This is a genomic window from Paenibacillus sp. EB106-06-01-XG199, from assembly GCF_058791575.1.
On the sequence record NZ_JBYTDQ010000002.1, the window covers coordinates 619,358 to 637,770 of the forward strand.

Below are 18,413 nucleotides of genomic sequence, written 5' to 3' on the forward strand. Positions count from 1 at the left end.
CTCACTTTCTGGTAATCCAAGGACAATATTCTAAAAAAAGCAACCCAATGCATCCGGCATACTTGCGGGATGCATTGGGGTTGCTTTCCTTTTTGATAACGTGCTGCCGCTCAAGCCCTGCCCTCTGGTATCCACACCTTCATCTCTCCGCTGCCGCGGTTACCCCACAGATAATAAGGGACAGCTGTAACCTTAACGGATTCCAGCGGTGCTTTCTCCCTGCTGTACAGACCTCCGCTCCAGCCGGACGGATTGACACGGAAGCCGGTCCCTTCAACGACTACGGCTCCGCCAGGCAGCGAGTCTGTAAAGACCTCTGTGAACTCCCCTGTCTCGTTCAGAGTGATAGAGCTCAGCGGCTCACTGTTATCGTTTGCCTCGAGGCAATAGACGAGCGGTCCCCGTTGAATAGCAGTTTTCTGCGCATCAGCGCGCAGCTCGGGATGGGCATAGACACGGTGCGCTTCCATCGGAATGCTTACCTCTATGGAATCCCCGGCAGACCACACTCTGCGGATCACCCGGTAACCCAGTTCCCGGTCTGCGGTAGGATCCAGTACTTCGCCATTGACGCTGATCTCCATGCTGCTGCACCAGGAAGGGACGCGCAAGGCAATGCCGAATTCCGCAGCTTCTGCCGGATTGATCTTCAGCGAGACCTTTCCTTCCCATGGGTAGTTACTCTCCTGGGTTACATTAACCTCCGTTCCCCCAAGCGTGCCCTTCCATTCACTGCCAATATACAGATTAGTGTGCAGGGTATCCCCGTGAACCGTGTAAATATATTGGTTCAGCGAAGTCAGCAGCCGGGCCACATTGGGCGGACAACAGGCACAGCCGAACCAGCCCTGCCGCTCCGCCTTCACATGATGTTTACCCGGATTGCAGCTGCAGGCCTGCGGCCATACCTCCAGCGGATTGACATAGAAATAATGCTTGCCGTCCTGCGCCATGGACCCCAGCACATTATTGTAGAGCGCCCGCTCCATCACGTCCGCATACCGGGCTTCAGGGGTTAACTCCAGCATCCGCCGGGCAAAAAAGATCAGGCCGATGGAAGCGCAGGTTTCCGCATACACCGTATCGTTGGGCAGATCATACTCGAAGGTGAACGCCTCCCCGAGATGGGTGGAACCGATTCCCCCTGTAATATACATCTGCTTATCCGTCATGTTGTTCCACAGCCTTACACAAGCATCGCGCAAAGCGTCATCATCGTTAAGCATCGCAAGGTCAGCCATTGCTGAATACATATAGACTGCACGTACGGAATGCCCTACCGCTTCGCTCTGCTCACGGACCGGAATATGCGCCTGATTGTAGGCTGGATCGAGATGGTCAGTTTGCCCGCTCCAGTGCGTGATCCGCCCCCGGTTCTCCCACTCCTGCCGCAGGAAATTCGGTTCCTGGCCGCGCTCGTCGATAAAAAAGCTGCTGAGCTTCAGATATTTCTCTTCACCGGAAAGACGGAACAGCTTGACCAGTGCCAGTTCAATCTCCTGATGCCCGTCATAGCCTTTTAGCTTGCCTTCCTCCGGTCCAAAGACCGAATCGATATGATCGACCATCCTGCGCATAATATTTAGCAGCTTGTCTTTGCCTGTAGCCTCATAATACGCAACCGCAGCCTCGATAAAATGTCCGGCGCAGTACAGCTCATGGCAATCCTGAAGATTGGTCCAGCGTTTGCCCGGCTCCTTGATTGTGAAATAGGTATTGAGATATCCATCCGGCTGCTGCGCTTCGCCGATCAGGTCGATAACTTCATCTGCCTGCCGCTCCAGTATGGGATCACGCTTAAGGCTCAGGGAGTAACCTACTGCCTCCAGCCACTTCGCAACATCGCTATCCTGAAACACCCAGCCGTGAAACTCTCCTTTCTTTCTCCCTGCGGCAATCTCGAAATTGGCAATCGCATGACTGGGCTCTGCGTCCGGTACCCGGTCATGCAGCGCCTCGTATTGGTATGGAATGACTACATCCTGCGCCAGCCTGATGTAACGTCCCCAGAATTCATCCTGAATCTTTACCGATTGCTGCTTGTCTGTCTGCTGCGTTTTAATAGTTCTGCTCATTTGCCTCGTCCCCTCCGCTATATTTCATTCTCGCTATTAGCAATTATAGAGGGTAGAATAAATAAAAAATACAATCATAAACAACTCTGTTTTTGTACTATTTCACACTCAAGATTGCGAATAAAACCAGAACTCCAGGCTTCCGACAATTCGCTTTGAAAGGAGTAATCATGACTTTCAGTCCTTCTTATATCCATCTGGCTGCTCCGCCGTTCCCCTACTTTCTGGAATGCGACCGCACCGTATATCAGCCGGGGGATCAGCACCCGAACCGCAACCGTATGGGGAAATTCGATCTGATTATTGTAGAACAGGGCACGCTGTTTATTGGCGAAGATGAGAAAGAATGGGAGGTTGCGGCCGGGCACACTTTGCTGCTGCTGCCAGACCGTTATCACTACGCTGTCAAACCTTGCGAGGAGATCACCACGTTTGTATGGATCCATTTTCACACGGTGGGGGAATGGATTGAAGCCGGGGGCGATCCGGTGTATGCCGGCCGGGAAGCACATTTCCAGCAGTTTCTTACACATCCGTACACGATCCGTGTACCGCAATTTGGTCCGCTCCCGGACCCCTTTGAGCGGAGCGGGCAGGCGGAGCTGCTCCTGCAGCTGAGCCGGGACAGACGGTCAAGCGCGGTATGGCAGCAACAGCGGATCTTTGAGGAGATGCTGCGGATGATGGATCTTGCGCAGCAGGACGCTGCAGGCAGCCATGCTGCCGAGATTGCGGAGCAGACGGAATCCTACATCCGCAACCATTACGCAGAGGCGCTCACCAATGGCTCACTCGCGGATGTCCTCCATTTTCACTATAATTATCTCGCCCGCTGCATGAAGCGAGTCTATGGGCTGACGCCGATGGAATATTTGACGGATTACCGCCTGGAGCAGGCCAAGCTGCTGCTGCTCAAGACAGAGATCCCCATTTCCGGGATTGCGGAGCGCACAGGCTTCGAGAGCGCTGCCTACTTCTCACGGCGTTTTGCCCGCAAAGTCGGCATCTCACCGCTGCGCTTCCGCAAGCGTTATTCACGGTAAGCCGAATCCCTCACTAGCGAGAGCACGAAATTCATACAACTCCCGGCTGTAGGACAGTTCCCCGATACGGACACAATTAGGGGTATATTCTCTAATCTGCCCGCCAAACTCCAGAATATCATCTTTTATTTCTTTCACGGCGACCGCGACTTTGACTTCGGACAGCGCGGCCGCCAGCAAATCAATATCACTCTCCAGCAATTTATATGTATAATCCATCCAACCTTCACCCGCCTTGCTGCTTTTATGTATTTAATCGTAATATTTACTATTAATATACATTGTTTTGCTATCCTGTACAAGTCTAATTGCTTAACCCAACCCTTCCTTCGAATAAAACAGAGGTTGCCGGACAACCTAACTTCACGTATTACCACCTTATCAGTGAAGGAGTTTTGTAATGATGGGAGTTCTAAACGGCAATCCCAAAGATGAACCGCTGCACTATGGCGAAATATTTAATCTATGGCAATTTTCCGCTACCGCCAAAATGTCATTATCCACCTTACAGGCATTTCATTATCACGCTGGCGATCAGGATCTAAAAAAAATAATTGATGATCTTATGGACCAGTCGCAGCAGGAAATAAAAGATTGCGACAAGCTGCTGAAGACCCATGGCTTCACACCGCCCCCTGCACTGCCCGACCGCCCCTCCGTTAAGCTCGGGGATATTCCTGCCGGAGCCCGTTTCTCCGATCCGGAAATCGCCGCTTCCCTTGCTGGGGCTGTTTCCCTGAGCCTAGTCGTATGCAGCCAGATTATGGGGACTTCCATCCGTGAGGATATCGGGGCCATGTTCATGAAAAATCATGCTCAAATGGCCGCTTTAGGAATGGCTGTGCTGAAATTGAATAAAAAGAAGGGCTGGCTGGTACCTCCGCCGCTGCAGCTCAAAAAGCAGGAGCCTGCTTTGGTCTAGTAATATCCCCGTCCCGCCTAATCCTGCGCAAGCAGGATTTTTTGCTGTATAGCTATTTTTTCCCATACCCAAGCATATTCATTAAGACAGGCCTAAATATGGAGATGTTGAATATGCGCTCAAGTGCAAGGTACGCTATTATTTTGCTGGGAAGTTTGCTGATTGCTGCAGGAACTAATTTTTTTCTGGTCCCCTACAAAATTCTCGATGGGGGAGTCATCGGCATCGCCCTCATTATCAACTATATGTCCGGCGCAAAAATTGGACTGGCCATTGTCCTGTGCAGCCTGCCGATTTTCTTGCTTGCCTGGCTTAAAGAAAGGGACATCTTCTATAACAGCGTGCTGGGTTTGCTTACCTCCTCGTTTTTCATTGAAGTCCTCGGACCGCTCCAGTATCATTTCCTGTACTATATTGAGCTTGGCTCCATCTCCAGCGCCATTCTCGGCGGCTTTCTGATGGGGAGCGGTTTCGGAATTATGCTGCGGTTCAAGGCCAGCACAGGCGGAACGGATCTGCTCGCAAAGTTTATGAAACGCTATATTCCGCTCAATGTCGGCGTTATTATTTTTCTGACGGATTTCCTGATTATCGGCGCGGGTGGCCTGCTGATCTCCAAGGAAACCTTCTTTCATTCGATTCTGACGATCTTTTCCGGCGGAGTGGCCACGGGGTTATGTACGCTCGAAAAGTAAGCCTCTTGACTAGATGGAAATAACTATGCACATTCACGATCGTACGTTCGTATTATAATCAGATTATACTTTCATGAATGTTTTTCAAGCTTATAGGTTAAATTATCTTTCGTGACTTAATCCGAAAGATGGTGAATTCCCATTAATATTCCGTTCTCGCCTAGACTTTATCATTGGTTTGTCCGTCCGAAATGGTTTACTAAAAAATATATTCACAATCATGTACAATCCCATTTTACATTTGATGGCCATACTGTACTAGATTTTGGCTCCGGTACTGGGGCTAATTGTTCTATGTTTCATCCTTTATATTATGTTGGGATTGACCCTGATGCCAAACGAATTGATTATGCAAAGCGATTATATACCCACCATATATTTCAGGTTTTAGAAAGTAAGAGATTCCCATTTGATAATGATTCGTTCGATTACATACTTATTATCGCTGTGTTGCATCATGTTTCTTCGGACGAAATATCAAGTTACATGAAGGAATTTCAAAGAATTCTAAAACCTAACGGAACCATTATCGTTATGGAACCATGTTTATGCAAGAAAAACCCGTTATGTAATAGATTTATGAAATGGTACGACAACGGGGAGTATATTCGTAATGAAGAAGAATATATTCGATTGTTTAGAGATCATAATTATGATTGTAAGGTCTTAAAACGGTTCCGAAAATGTTTTTTATATCATGAGTTATTTTTCTTAGTAAAACCAAAATCACTGTAAAGAGAGGTGGAGTGTGACGATAATACTGTAAACGGATACTCAATGCATGCAGCCGGAACGATCGCGTTTTCCAATGCCTGGGCGCAAACTAAAGATCTATCTTTGTTTCGGGAATTATTCAACGATGCGAACAAAGGGAATGCCAAAATGTTGCATCAACGACTGCCGAAAAGTGAACTGGTTTACATTAAAAAAGTCGATCACCGAATTCCGACGAAAGCCTCCGAACCACTAAACGCACTGATCAAATGAAGCTTAAGCAGGAATGGACTAATCATTATCCCCCACCAATGCCACCAAGCTGGTCTATGCAGCAGCCGTAGAGCTATTCCGGCGGCACTGGGACAACCAGCCCGTGCGCAGGATTAACCTCAGTCTTTCCACACTCTCCGACGAAAGTGAGTACCCGCTGACACTCTTCGAATCAGCCCCCGCTACCGCAAGCTTGAACGGGCTACGACAATCTCAAGAACAAGTATGGAGATACAATTATCGGCCGGGCTGCGTCTTTCAACGATCCAGGACAAATTAAGGATCGGGCCGGTAAAATTGGAAGACACAACAAATAAAATGAATAAGGGTTGATATTTTCAGGTATTGCGGCGACAATCGAATATATAACATTCCCGGGGAGGATCGAAAGAAGTTGGATAGCACAAGCAATAACAGCAATACTTCCACGCATGAAATTATCGATCTCTGCCTGCTGGCCGGTAAAATCATGCTGCAGAGCGGTGCGGAAACTTACCGTGTGGAGGATACCATGACGCGTATGGCTGGGGCTCTCGGTTTTCCCGGGGCGCACAGCTACGTGACGCCAACGGTTATCATGTTCACAACCAGCAGAACCGAACCGGTGAAGCTCTTCCGGATTGCCGAGCGGACGACCGATTTGCAGAAGGTGTCGGAGGTCAACGACATCTCGCGCCGGCTGAGCGAACGCCAGCTCAGCGCGGCAGAAGCCCGCGAGCGCCTCGGCGTCGTGGATGATGCCGCACATGCCTATCCGGCATGGCTGCAGATCGCCGCAGCCGCCCTCACCGGAGCCTGCTTCACAGTAATGTTCAAGGGGAGTCTGTGGGACGCCCTTCCGGCATTGCTGGTGTCGGGGCTTGGCTTCGCCGCTGCTACCTATCTGCACCGGCTCGTACAGATCCGATTCTTTGCAGAATTTACCGCCTCATTCCTGATCGGGCTGTTCGCGTTCTTCTCCGTCAAATTTGGCATTGGCCGGGAAATGGACAAGATTATCATCGGCTCCGTCATGCCGCTGGTCCCGGGCCTGCTCATTACCAATGCGGTGCGTGACCTGATGGCTGGGCATCTGGTTTCCGGCCTCTCCAAAGGTGCCGATGCGTTCCTGACCGCATTTGCGATCGGGACAGGCATCGGACTTGTGCTGTCGCTTTTTTAACCCATGTGAAAGAGGTAGCAATTCATGATTTTGCAACTGATAACCAGCTTTATCGCCGCTGCATCCTTCTGCATTCTGTTCAATGCCCCGCGGCGCGCGCTGCTGCAATGCGGCTTGGCCGGAATGGTAGGCTGGATCCTGTATTTGGAGCTTGATGAAAGATGGGATACGGTAATCGCCACCTTTGCGGCAACCGTAGTCGTCGGCGTCATCAGCCAATTCTTTGCCCGTTCCTTCAAGATGCCGGTCATTATCTTCAGCGTCGGAGGGATTATTCCACTTGTCCCGGGGGGACTTGCGTATGATGCTATGCGCAAATTCGTGGAGAATGACAATAACCAGGCGATTCAGATCGCCGTACAGGCGTTGCTGCTCTCTGGAGCGATCGCCACGGGACTTGTGCTCAGCGAAGTGCTTGGACAAATGTTCCGCCGGAAGAACAAGTAGACACGCGCAGGAAAGCGTCTCCCCTTACCGATCACCTATAGCTATGGCTACAGGCGCGTTTCGGCTAGAGCTGCTTGGTCTATAGCGCATAAAAAGTCCGCCTGCGTCAAGGAATTCATCCTTGCCGCAGGCGGACTTTTGGGTATAGGGGATATTTACTGCAGCTGGCCAATGATCTTCTGGTAGCTGACAATATCCAGCCATCTGCCGAACTTGCTGCCGATCTCTTTGAACAGGGCACTCTGCTCGTATCCATGCTTCACGAACAACCGGCGGCTCGGCTCGTTATCAGCACACACCGTAGCCACCAGTACATGAAACCGGAGCTCCGCGGCCCGCTCTTCAATAAAGCGCAGCGCATGGCCGCCCAATCCCCGGCCGCCGCAGCCCGGCTTCAGGTAGATGCTGATTTCGCCGGAGGTATCATAGGCCTGCTTATTTTTATGTCTGGCAATCAGCACATAACCCAACATTTCGCCGTCCTGCATAATGACATAGGATTTGAACCGCGGATCGCCGCTCAGCACCGACTGGCGCATTTCCGGCAAACTCTGCGGATCGGTGTGAAAAGTAACTGTAGTGTTCAACACGTAATAATTATATATATCCAGCACTTCAGCCAAATGCGCTTCCCCGATTTCTTCAAATAACAGCCCGCTCGCAGTGATTTCGCCCATTGTTAATCCTCCCAGATTGATGTTTCTAATTGATCCACGAACCGGCGCAGCTTGCCGGCGACCTTGAGATTAATCGCTCCGTTCTGGTACATTTGCTGCACCGTGTCGCGCTGCTCCTGAATTGCCTTCAGCTTCAGCTCCAGCTTCTCATCGTCGATTACGCCATCCTTGCTCCAGCCTTCCCCCTGCTCCAGCCGTGACTCCAGCCGCTCATATTTGTCAATAACCCGCTGCGAAGCCTGGCGGTTTTCTTCGCTCATCTCGGCGCTGACCGCTGAGACGGCGGCCTGGCACATCGCGATCTTCGCTTTCCGGGCACTCTCGGCATTCTGAACCGCCCGCCGTCCTTCCTCACCGTTAAAACGGCCGGTGAACAATCCCGAGAATAAGCGTTGAATCTCAGTCAGGGAGAATTTGACCTGTGTATCGAACCGCCGGCACAGAACAGCCTCCGTATGATCCAGCAGTTCTTCCATCTTCACTGCAACCGGAGATTCAATCTGACCTTGCTCCAGCATGCTCCGCAATGCTGCCCGTTCCGCATCGAGGCCGTTCAGCCTCGCTTCAATGCCAAGCCGGCGGAAGCGTTCCGTGGCCACATCATTTTCCGGTTGGGGAGCGCACAGTCTGTCTATCTTATCGGTAAACTCTAGCAATGCGGGCTGCGTTGGGGAACCGAGATTCTCCGTCGCCAAGCTCCGCAGCATGGTCATTCCTGCATCAATCACTACCGATCTGGCTGCAAGCTCCGTGTTCTGCGGCTGGGCGGTTTCGTCAACCGCCTCTTCTTTTCCTGCAAGGATAGGCAGAAAGATACTGGCAATCACCAGCGACATGAGAATAACACCTGCCGCGAGCGCAATGATTAAATCCCGTTCCGGAAACAGGGAACCATCTCCAACAACCAGTGGAATGGAGAAGGCCCCGGCCAAGGTTACAGCTCCGCGGACACCTGAGATCGAGATAATCAGCTGTGTTTTGAGCGGTGACTTCTCTGTCTTCAGCCTGCGGCTCTCTACTAGCGAATAGACATACACCCAGAGGAAGCGGAGTACAATGAGCAGAGCCGTAATTGCCAGCACATAGCCGGCCACCATAAAGTTATTCAGCGTTTCATCCCGGTAGATGACTTCAACAACATCGGGAACGGAGATGCCGAGGATGAGGAAGACCATCCCGTTCAGGATAAACAGCAGCACCGACCAGGTACTCGCTGACACAAGCTGCAGCTTGTATTGCGGAGATACAGCCCGGTCTTTCTCAATGGCATATACGATACCGCCGGCAACAACGGCTAAAATGCCGGATACGCCGACTTCTTCACTAATCAGATAAATAATGAACGGAGTCAGAATCTGCAGCAGTACATGGACGGTAACATCCTCCATGCCTAATCTGCGGATGAGCACGCTGAGCCGGATAAGCAAAAATGACAGCAGCGCCCCCAGCAGCAGCCCTCCCGCCGCGATGAGGATAAAGCTGAACGTTGCTTTGGGCAGTGAGAACACCCCGGTAACCGCAGCAGCAATGGCAAACTTGAAGGCCACCAGACCGGAGGCGTCATTCATCAATGACTCGCCCTCCAGAATCCGGTGAATGCCCTTCGGCAAATGAACCCTTCCGGCCAAGGCGCCTACCGCCACCGCATCAGTCGGCGAGAGAATGGCCGCCAGTGCAAACGACGCCGCCAGTGGAATCGAGGGTATCATCCAATGGATCGCATATCCCGCTACAAAGACGGTGACAAAGACAAGGCCCAGCGCCAGCAGCAGAATGGGTGCTCTAAGGTTCCAAAGTTCATCGCGGGGTGTCCGCTTGCCGTCATTGAACAGAAGTGGAGCAATAAATAATACAAAAAACAGCTCAGGCTCAAAGGTCATATGTATTCCAGTAGGCATCAGTGCAGCAATAACACCAAGTCCAATCTGAATCAGCGGAATTGGCACAAACGGGATAAACCGGTTCACGATGTTGGAGGCCGCGATCAGCCCCAGAATTAACAGTACGGCAAGAAAGGTCTCCAATCTGCATCAACTCCAAAAATGATTTTCCCATTATTATATCCTAAACGTTTATATAGGGGCATGCAATTCTCAACTTTATGTTTAGTCGAAAAGTTCACCGCCTACAGTGCCGTAGGAATGCCTTTCTCTCCGCGTTGTCACAGGGGGAAGCGTAACTGGATGCAGAACAAGCAGGAGGCAAGGCCGGTAGATCCGGCCTTGCCTCCTGCTGAAATTCCGCCGCTCCCGGTAATCGAATCAGGATTGAAAGGCTTTTGACCCGGTGGTCCTAAGGTTCACCCCTTTTGCAGGAGGTTCTCGACAATACTGCGGTCTACATCCAAGTCAAACTTGCGGCCCCAGAAGCATCCCTGTCCTTGTGTGCGGATTCGTTCGTAATCCACCGCCCTGAGCGTTCTTGGAAACTCCGGCCCCGTCTCCCAGTCTGTATAACGTTTGATTTCATTCACTACATTATCCTTAAACGGACTATTCAAAATAATTGAATGAAAGAATATCTCATCACCGCAGAATGAGTTCTTGAATAAACGGATGTAACCTGGTGAAGTACGGGTGAATTCCAGAATATACTCCATGCACTCACCGGTAATCGACATCCAGTTTGAGCCTTTATACAGTTTATCCGGGAGATGCTTCAGACTCCGCTTAAGCCAAGGCACCGACATCACCAGATTAATGTACCGGTTACGCACCTCGGAGACTGCTTTTACCCGCGATACAAGAAATTTTGGATAATAGACAGAAACCCGATAGTAGCAGCCCCACATCTCCGCTTCATTAGGCAGTTGCAAATACTTCACAAATTCCTTCCCCTCGTTCTTCTGGAAGAACTCCACAATCGTTCCATTGGAGACAAGGGGCAAATCCTGCCCGCTTATAATATGAATATAATTATAGTAACCCTGCTGCTTAATCAGCTCAAAACCTTTAAGAATACATTCAATCTGGCTGTAATGTCCCCACTGCACTTCAACAGGATCTTTTACAAAATGAATATGTTCACGGTGAACAATTTGCTCTTCTATGCCGCTCTTCTTGTCTACATGCAGGAAAAAATCCACATGTTCATCACTTAAACGATCAATCAGCAAATTGATCTGCTCAGGATTTTTATGACAAAGGATTACGTATGCCATCTTGAATTTTTGCAAAATTTACACCCTTTCACTCATTCATTTCCAATTATTATAGGGGAATGAGTGAAGATGGACAAGCAAATTATTCCGATTGCGAGTTCACCATCAGCTTCAAACCGATGTTCCATGGATCTTTGAGCGATACAATGCCATCTGCCTCAGTTACTGTATAACCAGCCTTCCGCATACGCTCAGATACTTCCGCCAGCTCCTGTCTGCTTGACAGCAGCAGTGTAAAATAATCAATGCCGGGTGCATCAGACGGAGCCGCCGGAGCACCCTGCCCCGCCCAGATATTGAGGCCCATATGGTGATGATAACCTCCCGCCGAGATAAACAGCGCCGAGTCTCCATAATGGGTTGTTGGTTCAAAACCCAATGCATCCACATAAAATTTCTTCGCTTGGTTAAGATCACCTACATGAAAATGCACATGTCCGATCACGGTGCCGGCAGGAAGGCCGTTCCAGGTTAAGCCTTCCGCAGCGGCCAGCAGACCGTCGACATCTACCGGGTCCGTAGTCATAATATAATCCCCTTCTGCATCGCGTTTCCATGTATCACGCGGCCGGTCCCGGTACAGCTCAATCCCGTTATTGTCCGGATCCTGAATGTACAGCGCTTCACTTACCAGATGATCCCCCTGGCCGATATGAATCCCAGAGTCAATCAGATTGCGCAGCGTGAGACCAAGGCTGGGGCGGTCAGGCACCAGAATGGCGAAGTGGTATAAACCCGCTGCCGAATTCCGGCGCAGGATTTGCGCGCCTTCAATCTCCCGCAAGACGAGCAGTACATGCTGCCCGTCTGCTGTCATCTCCACCTGGCGCCCGGCCTGGCGCAAGATCTTCAATCCCACAACATTCTGGTAAAAAGCGAGCGAACGCTCCAAATTACTTACTCTTATCTGCACTAAACCAATTTGCACACCCTCATGCAATGTCGCTGTTGCCGTCATAATATCTCCTCCTGAATAAATGCTGATGTCCGTGTCTAGCCGCTTATTGCAGCTTAGTCTTTACACCTTCCATTTTTGCAATTCACACTTGTAACTGTTTCCGTTACATATTAACTAACTTTAGTATAGTTGCACTCCATAAGTTTGTCAATTACTTTTCTAAAAAAGAAAAGCCAGACCCGTCAGGTCTGGCTTAGCATTAGTGATCGACGCCCTTGCCTCTATACTCAGCAGTTCTAAGCTCCTTAATATAGGGTTCCAAGTCAGGCATATGCGATTCCTGTGCCTGCTGCACAGCGAGTTCGATATCGTAGGGAACTCTGACGAATTGCAGATTTAACTGTGTCATTGCACGATCTTGATACCTTCCCTCCATAATTAAATACGAGGCCTGGGTAAGATCGAGCGGATTCCCTACACTGCCTACGTTCAGTAACGTCCTTCCGTCCAGATGCTGAAGGTACGCATTATGAACATCCCCATATCCGGCTATATCCGCCATGACTGGTTCCTTGCACAATCCGGAGGGCAGGAACAGGGATAAACGCTGTTCGTAATCATCCCAGGGCTGGACCCGCTCATTTAAGCTCCGCGGTGAGGCATGGAATAAACGGATGAACTTTCCGCTCATCCAGAATTCAATCGAGAACGGCAGAGAATTCAGATAATTCAGGCGGTCCTGGCCGAGCAGCTCCCGATGCCATTGTACAACGGCGATTTCGCTGGGCCGGCCGATGAATTCATCCCAGTTGCCCATCACAACTTCTTCGCAGTGCTTCTTCACCAGATCAACTGCCAGGTCTGAGCTAGGTCCTTTGCCGACAATGTCTCCGAGACAAAAAATCCGGGTGATGTTACGCCCGTGTATATCCGCGAGTACCGCTTCAAGAGCCGGCACATTGCCATGAATATCAGAAATAATTGCAATTTTCTCCACTGAAGTTCCTCCGTTTGGGTCCATTCTTATCTTGCTTAATCATTTTAGTAATTTGTTGCCGCTGTATATTCTTTTCTCTGCGGTGGCTGTCCGAATCCAGTTCAATAAGTCCTCCCTATTGAACAAGAACTCGTCATCAATTTTAATATAAGGAAGCTTTGCTTTTGTAAAAGGTCCATTATTGCTCAGAATTGCATTTTCTGCTTTCATAATATTGAGCACCTGCTCTTCTTCCAGCCCCAGAAAATATGCAGCCTCCTGAAGCGTCATTAATGCCTTGTCCTGTTGCTGCAGCTGAGTGTTCTGGGCTTGCAAAGCATTTCCGCTGCTACCCGCCTTTTCATAGCTGATGACCAGGCAGCCGACAATAAAACAAACACCAAGAATGAGGCTGGCCCCCAGTATAGATAAATGGTTATTCTTCATAAAGTATCCCCTAATTTCGTACTGCCCGCATATTCAATCAGCCAGCAGTCCCTGAATTCTCCCTCATGCCATTCATGCTCTACAAGCAGCTTCCTCCGCACAAAACCAAGTTTCTCATACACTCTCAGTGCCCGGTGGTTCCAGCATTGCGGGTCCATCACAATTTTGTCCGCCTGCTTCGACTCGGTAAGATATTTAACCGTCTCCCCCACAAGCTGCGAGCCAATTCCTTGATTCCAAAATGCAGTTTCGCCGATAAACTGGTCCATGCCGTAAATTCTGCCTTCAAAATCCGTATACCCGTACTCCGCTTTCTCTTCAGCCTCAATAGGATAGAACTGTATGTATCCAACATCCTGCGATTTATAGCAGACAATCCCGCGTGTGATTTCCCCGGCATCCTCTTCATAAAAGTGCTCCAGCACCATCTCCATTGTATGCGGACGGTCACGGCCTTCATAATACTCTAACAGAAGCGGATCGGAAAGCCATTTCGTAAGCAGCTCCGCATCGGGAGGCACCAGTCTTCTAACGCTTAGTTCCTGATTGTGATATAAAATCAATGCAAAACTCCCCCTTTTACAGGCGTTTATCAATAATATGCTTATTCTCCTTAATTTCTTTGCGCAGCAGCCTAATCTCCTGAATCAAAATATCCAGTTTGTGCGAAGTTTTCGAATCATCTATCGCTTTTCTAATAATCAGCATAAATACCAAGAGGCTTAACAAGCCAAGAATCACAGCCAGAAAGGTCATCATTCAAATCCCATCCTCTTTCACAAAATCATTTCAATTCGCATGTCTTGTGTCAGTCTAATTCATTTGGAATATTGTGTAAAGCTCCCTCTACGTTATCTCGCTCTCCATTTCCTTATACAGGAACAAAAAAGTGACCCTGCCAGCTTCCGGCAGGGTCAAGGTCTATTATAAGGGGGTCATGTGACTACTATAACCGGCAAAGCTTAAATCCGGATGAAAATTTAATAAAGGTTTGCTGAATTTTGTAGAATCATCGGATTGCAGCAAACCAAAAAAATTGGAGCCTGCCGAGGCACGGCAGGCTCCTAGCAAAATGCATCCACTGGGGGGTGGAGATCTTAAATATACTCCTGAAACCTTAAAGAAACATAAGTTTTTGCTAAAAGTTTACTTAAATTACTCAAAATCCCCTCCCTGCTCAGTAAACAGGGATCTGATTTATAATCTGGTCCAAGGTAACCTCCTGCAGCACATTCTCCATCGCTTTCTGGGCGAGGGAGAATACAGGCACGATGGCACCGGCGATGTTCTTGCCAACCGGACAATCGGGATTCGGGTGCTCATGCACGGAGAATAAGGAATCTTCCTCTACCGCATTAACCGCCCGATAAATCTCCAGCAGCGTAATCTCAGCTGCAGTGCGGTTCAGCTTGGCTCCGGCCACACCGGGACGGACATCAACCAGTCCCGCTTTGTTCAGCATGCCTGTAATTCTGCGTATGACCACCGGGTTGGTATTGACACTGCCAGCGATCCACTCGGAGGTGCTTTTGCCTTCCTTGTTGCTGTCGATTAACGTAAGAATATGAATAGCCACCGCAAACCGGGTGCTGATGTTCATGGAAATCTCTCCTTTATTGCCCTAAACAAAAGAATGCTTTGGATGCAACAATAATAGTTACATTTTAGCACATTGTCAATGCTGTGAGGAGGTCCGCAACCTGGTCCGGATATTTTTTACTCAGCCGGGCTTTGCCCAGATTGCTCTTCACAATCTTCAGCATCCGGGGATCGCCGCTCTGTGCAAATCTGCGGAGCATAGCAAAACCTGCTTCCGGCTCGCTGGCCGCAAACAGACTGAGACTATATTCTAAACCCTTGGACAACACACGATAATGCTCCCGGTCACCTTGTCCCGGCTCAGAGGAGAGGATGCCTTCCATAATGCCGCCGGCCAGATCCAGGCTATACCGTACGTTGGTCTGCTCCTTGAGCAGCGGCGGATGGGCTAAAGCGGCAACAAAGGCACGCTGTTCCAGCAGTGTAGCCTCCGCTTTCCATGAATCCAGCAGTCTCTGCAGAAGCGAAAAATCATATTCTCCAATGGTCTGCAGACCGATCGCCGCGGCCTCGCGCAGCCGCCATCTGGAATCATTCATGGCAGTCTTCAGCAGACCTTCTGTAAGGGTGCGCCGTACTGCATCAGCATACCCGTAATGCGCGCAGCTGGCCTGTACAGCACAAAAAGGCAGAAACTCGCGGGGATCATTAGCAGCAGTCTCGTGGTCCGAAATAAGCGCCCATGACGAAAGCAGTGCCCATGAGGTCTCCGTTACAGAAGGCCGGGCAAAAGACATCGCGAAGCTCTCTGCCAGCTCCAGATTGGCCCGTGGTCCGGGCAGGCCGCTCCCGTCCAGCATATAACCGGCAAGCAGGGTCCACTGCTCCTCCGTCTCCATCCATTCCCGAATCGGCACTGGCACCGTCTTAGTTACAGTCATCCTAATTCCCCCGTTTTCCTGCACAGCTTATTGCCGCTGTACAATACCCTGCATCTCATAAGGATAATCAATTTGCTTCTTCACGGAGAGCATCGCCTCTTCACCGGCAAGCAGTGACATGACATGCAGCCCCAAATCAATGGAGGCAGACACCCCTCCACCGGTAATTATACTGCCGTCCTGTACAATCCGCGTCTTCACCACACTGCCGCAATAGGGCGCCAGCAGATCGTACGCAGCGGGATGTGTCGTTGCACTGCGTCCCTCCAGAAATCCGGCGGCTCCCAGCAGGAGTGAGCCTGTGCATACAGAAACCTTATAAGGCACATTGGCGGCTCCCCGCAGCCAAGAGATAAAGGACTCATCGGTCCGGAGCATTCTCGTCCCCATCCCGCCGGGTACGAAGACTAAGTCATATTGCGACAGATCCGGCAATACTGTGCCGATCTTGACCGTAAGCCCCAGCTCATCGGTCACTTCTTCCGCAACACCGCAAATATCCCATTCCAGCCCTTCACCTGGGGCAAATTGTCCCAGCCGGTAGATAACATCATAGAATCCGGCAAAATCGAGAAAAGTAATTCCATCAAAAAGAATAAAGGCCATCTTCAACTTCGCTCGCTCCTCTTACCCTCGGCAGGGTTCTATGCGCTTGTCAGAATGATCGGTTTGCCCTTTGTAATAATAATGGTGTGCTCATACTGTGCTACCCGGCTATTGTCCTTCACACTCAGTGTCCACCCGTCTGACTGCTGTTCTACAAAGTCAGCCCCGGTAGACAGGAACGGCTCAACCGTAATGACCTGATTTTCTTTTAGCACCGTAGTAACCCGCGGATTATAAAACGGGAGAATTTCGAAAGGCTTCTCATGCAGTGATTTGCCGATGCCGTGGCTGCATAAATTGCGTACGATTTTGTAGCCGCGTTTGCGGGCTTCACTCTCCATTACTCTGCCAATCTCATTCACCTTCATGCCTGCCCGAAGATGATTGATTACGCTCATCATGGTTTCCTCCGTGCTGCGGCACAGATGTACTATCTTCTCGTTATAGGGCGGCAATTGAAAAGAAACGCCGGAGTCACTGTAATAACCGTTAAGCTCGGCAGATACGTCAATATTAATCAGATCACCGGGGTTAATAACGCGTGAGCCGGGAATGCCGTGAGCCACCTCTTCATTAATACTGATGCAGGTGCTGCCCGGAAAATTATAGGTAACCTTCGGAGCCGATTTTGCACCAAATTGCTCCAGGATCTTCGCCCCCACCGCATCAAGCTCGGCAGTCGTCATACCTGGTTTTACATGTTTTTTCATTTCGGCGATAGTGTAACCTACCACCTTGCCGGCTGCCTTCAGACCTTGCAAATCCTCTGCTGTATCGCTCGTCATTCTTTTAACATTCCTCTCGCTCTATAAGATGTACTCGATATTTATTATTTCGGTTTAGATTGTTAACTTCTTCATTAATAATGTATTCCTGATACGTTTCTCCGAACACTAGCTTCATCTTGAGGTTTGTGCTGACGCCCGGTGGCTCTGAGAATTCCTTCCGTTTATTCAGGCATAGCCATGAGCTTGTCAGATGAAGTATCGGTAATATGTATCCTACAATTATAACAGTCTTCAGGTGCAGAGTGAAATGTCCGTGCATTGGTCTGCCTCATCCAATTTCCAGCTCTGCGCATCAAAAAAAGACCGGTCCGCTATAAAATAACGGACCGGTCTCTAAAACACACTCAGAAGGGATAGCTTTACAAAATAATTTGAAGCTCTAGTTAATTGCTCCTACCGCTTTCAGCCAGGCTTCGGCAATGAGGGCATGTCCGGCCGAAGAAGGATGCACGCCATCCCCTGCCCAGAACGCTGGCTCCGCTTTAACGGAAGCCGCAGCGAACAGGCCGTCGAGCGGAACCAGCGGGGCCCCGTACTCACGTGCCAATTCACGTACAACATGGATTTTGGGATCCAAATCCTGACGCCAATTCTTGCGGTCTTCCGGCACTGGCAGTACGAACGGCTCAATCAGCACCAGCTTGGCATCCAGCGCACTCATTGTACGCTCGATCAAATCACGGTAAGCGGCTTCAAACTCGGCAGCAGTAGTTTCCTGACCGGAGTCAAAGCGGCGCCAGGTATCATTAATCCCGATATAAATGGATACCCATGTCGGCTTCAAGTCCAGGCAATCCTTATCCCAGCGCTGCTGCAAATCTGTAATGCGGTTACCGCTGACTCCCCGGTTAATGAACGTCAGATTCTTCTCCGGATACTGCAGCCCAAGACGTGCGGCAGCCATCATTGCATAACCTACGCCCAATGAGGAAGCGTCTTCATAATTGCGCCCGCAATCAGTGATACTGTCACCCTGGAACAAAATGATATCGTTTTCTTTAAATCCCATGTTTAAATCCTCCTATAAAACCACTGAATGGTATAAAACAT

General features: G+C 49.9%; 21 protein-coding genes and 2 pseudogenes. 8 read left to right on the forward strand and 15 right to left on the reverse strand.

Annotated features, from left to right (window positions below; translation table 11 throughout):
• Window positions 1–110: 110 nt before the first annotated feature.
• Window positions 111–2,075 carry a glycoside hydrolase family 127 protein gene (locus AC3WT9_RS08755; protein ID WP_341378298.1) on the reverse strand — a complete coding sequence of 655 codons (1,965 nt, stop codon included), beginning with the start codon at window positions 2,073–2,075 and terminating at the stop codon, window positions 111–113.
• Window positions 2,076–2,245: 170 nt separating this feature from the next.
• On the opposite strand from AC3WT9_RS08755, the gene AC3WT9_RS08760 reads away from it, so the two are divergent.
• Complete coding sequence (locus tag AC3WT9_RS08760; RefSeq protein WP_341378297.1) at window positions 2,246–3,118, forward strand: helix-turn-helix domain-containing protein; 873 nt, start codon at window positions 2,246–2,248, stop codon at window positions 3,116–3,118.
• Here AC3WT9_RS08760 and AC3WT9_RS08765 read toward each other — a convergent pair.
• Window positions 3,110–3,337: a hypothetical protein gene (locus AC3WT9_RS08765; protein ID WP_341378296.1), complete on the reverse strand. Its 228-nt coding sequence runs from the start codon at window positions 3,335–3,337 to the stop codon at window positions 3,110–3,112. The genes AC3WT9_RS08760 and AC3WT9_RS08765 overlap by 9 nt on opposite strands.
• 184 nt (window positions 3,338–3,521) lie before the next feature.
• Between AC3WT9_RS08765 and AC3WT9_RS08770 the strand changes: the two genes are divergently transcribed.
• The 7 genes and pseudogenes from AC3WT9_RS08770 to AC3WT9_RS08800 all read left to right on the forward strand — a co-directional run bounded on the left by AC3WT9_RS08770 (window position 3,522) and on the right by AC3WT9_RS08800 (window position 7,331).
• Complete coding sequence (locus tag AC3WT9_RS08770; protein WP_341097645.1) at window positions 3,522–4,040, forward strand: DUF3231 family protein; 519 nt, start codon at window positions 3,522–3,524, stop codon at window positions 4,038–4,040.
• Window positions 4,041–4,153: 113 nt separating this feature from the next.
• Window positions 4,154–4,735: a YitT family protein gene (locus AC3WT9_RS08775; protein WP_341097644.1), complete on the forward strand. Its 582-nt coding sequence runs from the start codon at window positions 4,154–4,156 to the stop codon at window positions 4,733–4,735.
• Window positions 4,736–4,945: 210 nt separating this feature from the next.
• A complete protein-coding gene (locus AC3WT9_RS08780) occupies window positions 4,946–5,470 on the forward strand; it encodes a class I SAM-dependent methyltransferase (RefSeq protein ID WP_492407581.1) in 525 nt (174 codons plus the stop codon).
• Between the two features lie 42 nt (window positions 5,471–5,512).
• Window positions 5,513–5,722: pseudogene (locus AC3WT9_RS08785) on the forward strand (alpha/beta fold hydrolase); the annotation flags it as partial.
• A gap of 40 nt (window positions 5,723–5,762) precedes the next feature.
• Window positions 5,763–6,002, forward strand: a pseudogene (locus tag AC3WT9_RS08790) (DinB/UmuC family translesion DNA polymerase); the annotation flags it as partial.
• 114 nt (window positions 6,003–6,116) lie between these two features.
• Window positions 6,117–6,884, forward strand: coding sequence for a threonine/serine exporter family protein (locus AC3WT9_RS08795; protein ID WP_341092341.1), 768 nt, complete (start codon window positions 6,117–6,119; stop codon window positions 6,882–6,884).
• A gap of 24 nt (window positions 6,885–6,908) precedes the next feature.
• Window positions 6,909–7,331: a threonine/serine exporter family protein gene (locus AC3WT9_RS08800; RefSeq protein ID WP_339225855.1), complete on the forward strand. Its 423-nt coding sequence runs from the start codon at window positions 6,909–6,911 to the stop codon at window positions 7,329–7,331.
• A gap of 155 nt (window positions 7,332–7,486) precedes the next feature.
• On the opposite strand, the gene AC3WT9_RS08805 is transcribed toward AC3WT9_RS08800, so the two are convergent.
• From AC3WT9_RS08805 to AC3WT9_RS08865, 13 genes are all read right to left on the reverse strand, one after another.
• Window positions 7,487–8,008: a GNAT family N-acetyltransferase gene (locus AC3WT9_RS08805; protein ID WP_341092338.1), complete on the reverse strand. Its 522-nt coding sequence runs from the start codon at window positions 8,006–8,008 to the stop codon at window positions 7,487–7,489.
• Between the two features lie 2 nt (window positions 8,009–8,010).
• A complete protein-coding gene (locus tag AC3WT9_RS08810) occupies window positions 8,011–10,032 on the reverse strand; it encodes a Na+/H+ antiporter (RefSeq protein ID WP_492407539.1) in 2,022 nt (673 codons plus the stop codon).
• Between the two features lie 275 nt (window positions 10,033–10,307).
• Entirely contained in the window at window positions 10,308–11,183 is an 876-nt protein-coding gene (locus AC3WT9_RS08815) for a beta-1,6-N-acetylglucosaminyltransferase (protein ID WP_492407540.1), read from the reverse strand.
• 67 nt (window positions 11,184–11,250) lie between these two features.
• Window positions 11,251–12,126 carry a VOC family protein gene (locus AC3WT9_RS08820; protein ID WP_341378294.1) on the reverse strand — a complete coding sequence of 292 codons (876 nt, stop codon included), beginning with the start codon at window positions 12,124–12,126 and terminating at the stop codon, window positions 11,251–11,253.
• A 199-nt stretch (window positions 12,127–12,325) separates the two neighbouring features.
• Entirely contained in the window at window positions 12,326–13,063 is a 738-nt protein-coding gene (locus AC3WT9_RS08825; RefSeq protein WP_341378293.1) for a metallophosphoesterase family protein, read from the reverse strand.
• Between the two features lie 39 nt (window positions 13,064–13,102).
• On the reverse strand, window positions 13,103–13,489 hold the full coding sequence (locus AC3WT9_RS08830) for a hypothetical protein (RefSeq protein ID WP_341092329.1): 387 nt from the start codon (window positions 13,487–13,489) through the stop codon (window positions 13,103–13,105).
• Complete coding sequence (locus tag AC3WT9_RS08835) at window positions 13,486–14,052, reverse strand: GNAT family N-acetyltransferase (protein WP_341092327.1); 567 nt, start codon at window positions 14,050–14,052, stop codon at window positions 13,486–13,488. Before AC3WT9_RS08835 ends, AC3WT9_RS08830 begins: the two co-directional genes overlap by 4 nt.
• Before the next feature lie 16 nt (window positions 14,053–14,068).
• Entirely contained in the window at window positions 14,069–14,248 is a 180-nt protein-coding gene (locus AC3WT9_RS08840) for a hypothetical protein (protein WP_038590313.1), read from the reverse strand.
• Window positions 14,249–14,666: 418 nt separating this feature from the next.
• Window positions 14,667–15,089, reverse strand: a complete 423-nt coding sequence (locus AC3WT9_RS08845) for an Rrf2 family transcriptional regulator (protein ID WP_038590310.1) — start codon at window positions 15,087–15,089, stop codon at window positions 14,667–14,669.
• Window positions 15,090–15,153: 64 nt separating this feature from the next.
• Window positions 15,154–15,969, reverse strand: coding sequence for a hypothetical protein (locus AC3WT9_RS08850; RefSeq protein WP_341092325.1), 816 nt, complete (start codon window positions 15,967–15,969; stop codon window positions 15,154–15,156).
• A gap of 27 nt (window positions 15,970–15,996) precedes the next feature.
• Window positions 15,997–16,581, reverse strand: coding sequence for a DJ-1/PfpI family protein (locus AC3WT9_RS08855; protein WP_341378291.1), 585 nt, complete (start codon window positions 16,579–16,581; stop codon window positions 15,997–15,999).
• Window positions 16,582–16,613: 32 nt separating this feature from the next.
• Window positions 16,614–17,360: a type I methionyl aminopeptidase gene (map, locus tag AC3WT9_RS08860; RefSeq protein WP_341378290.1), complete on the reverse strand. Its 747-nt coding sequence runs from the start codon at window positions 17,358–17,360 to the stop codon at window positions 16,614–16,616.
• A 382-nt stretch (window positions 17,361–17,742) separates the two neighbouring features.
• Complete coding sequence (locus AC3WT9_RS08865; protein ID WP_341378289.1) at window positions 17,743–18,372, reverse strand: SGNH/GDSL hydrolase family protein; 630 nt, start codon at window positions 18,370–18,372, stop codon at window positions 17,743–17,745.
• Window positions 18,373–18,413 lie beyond the last annotated feature (41 nt).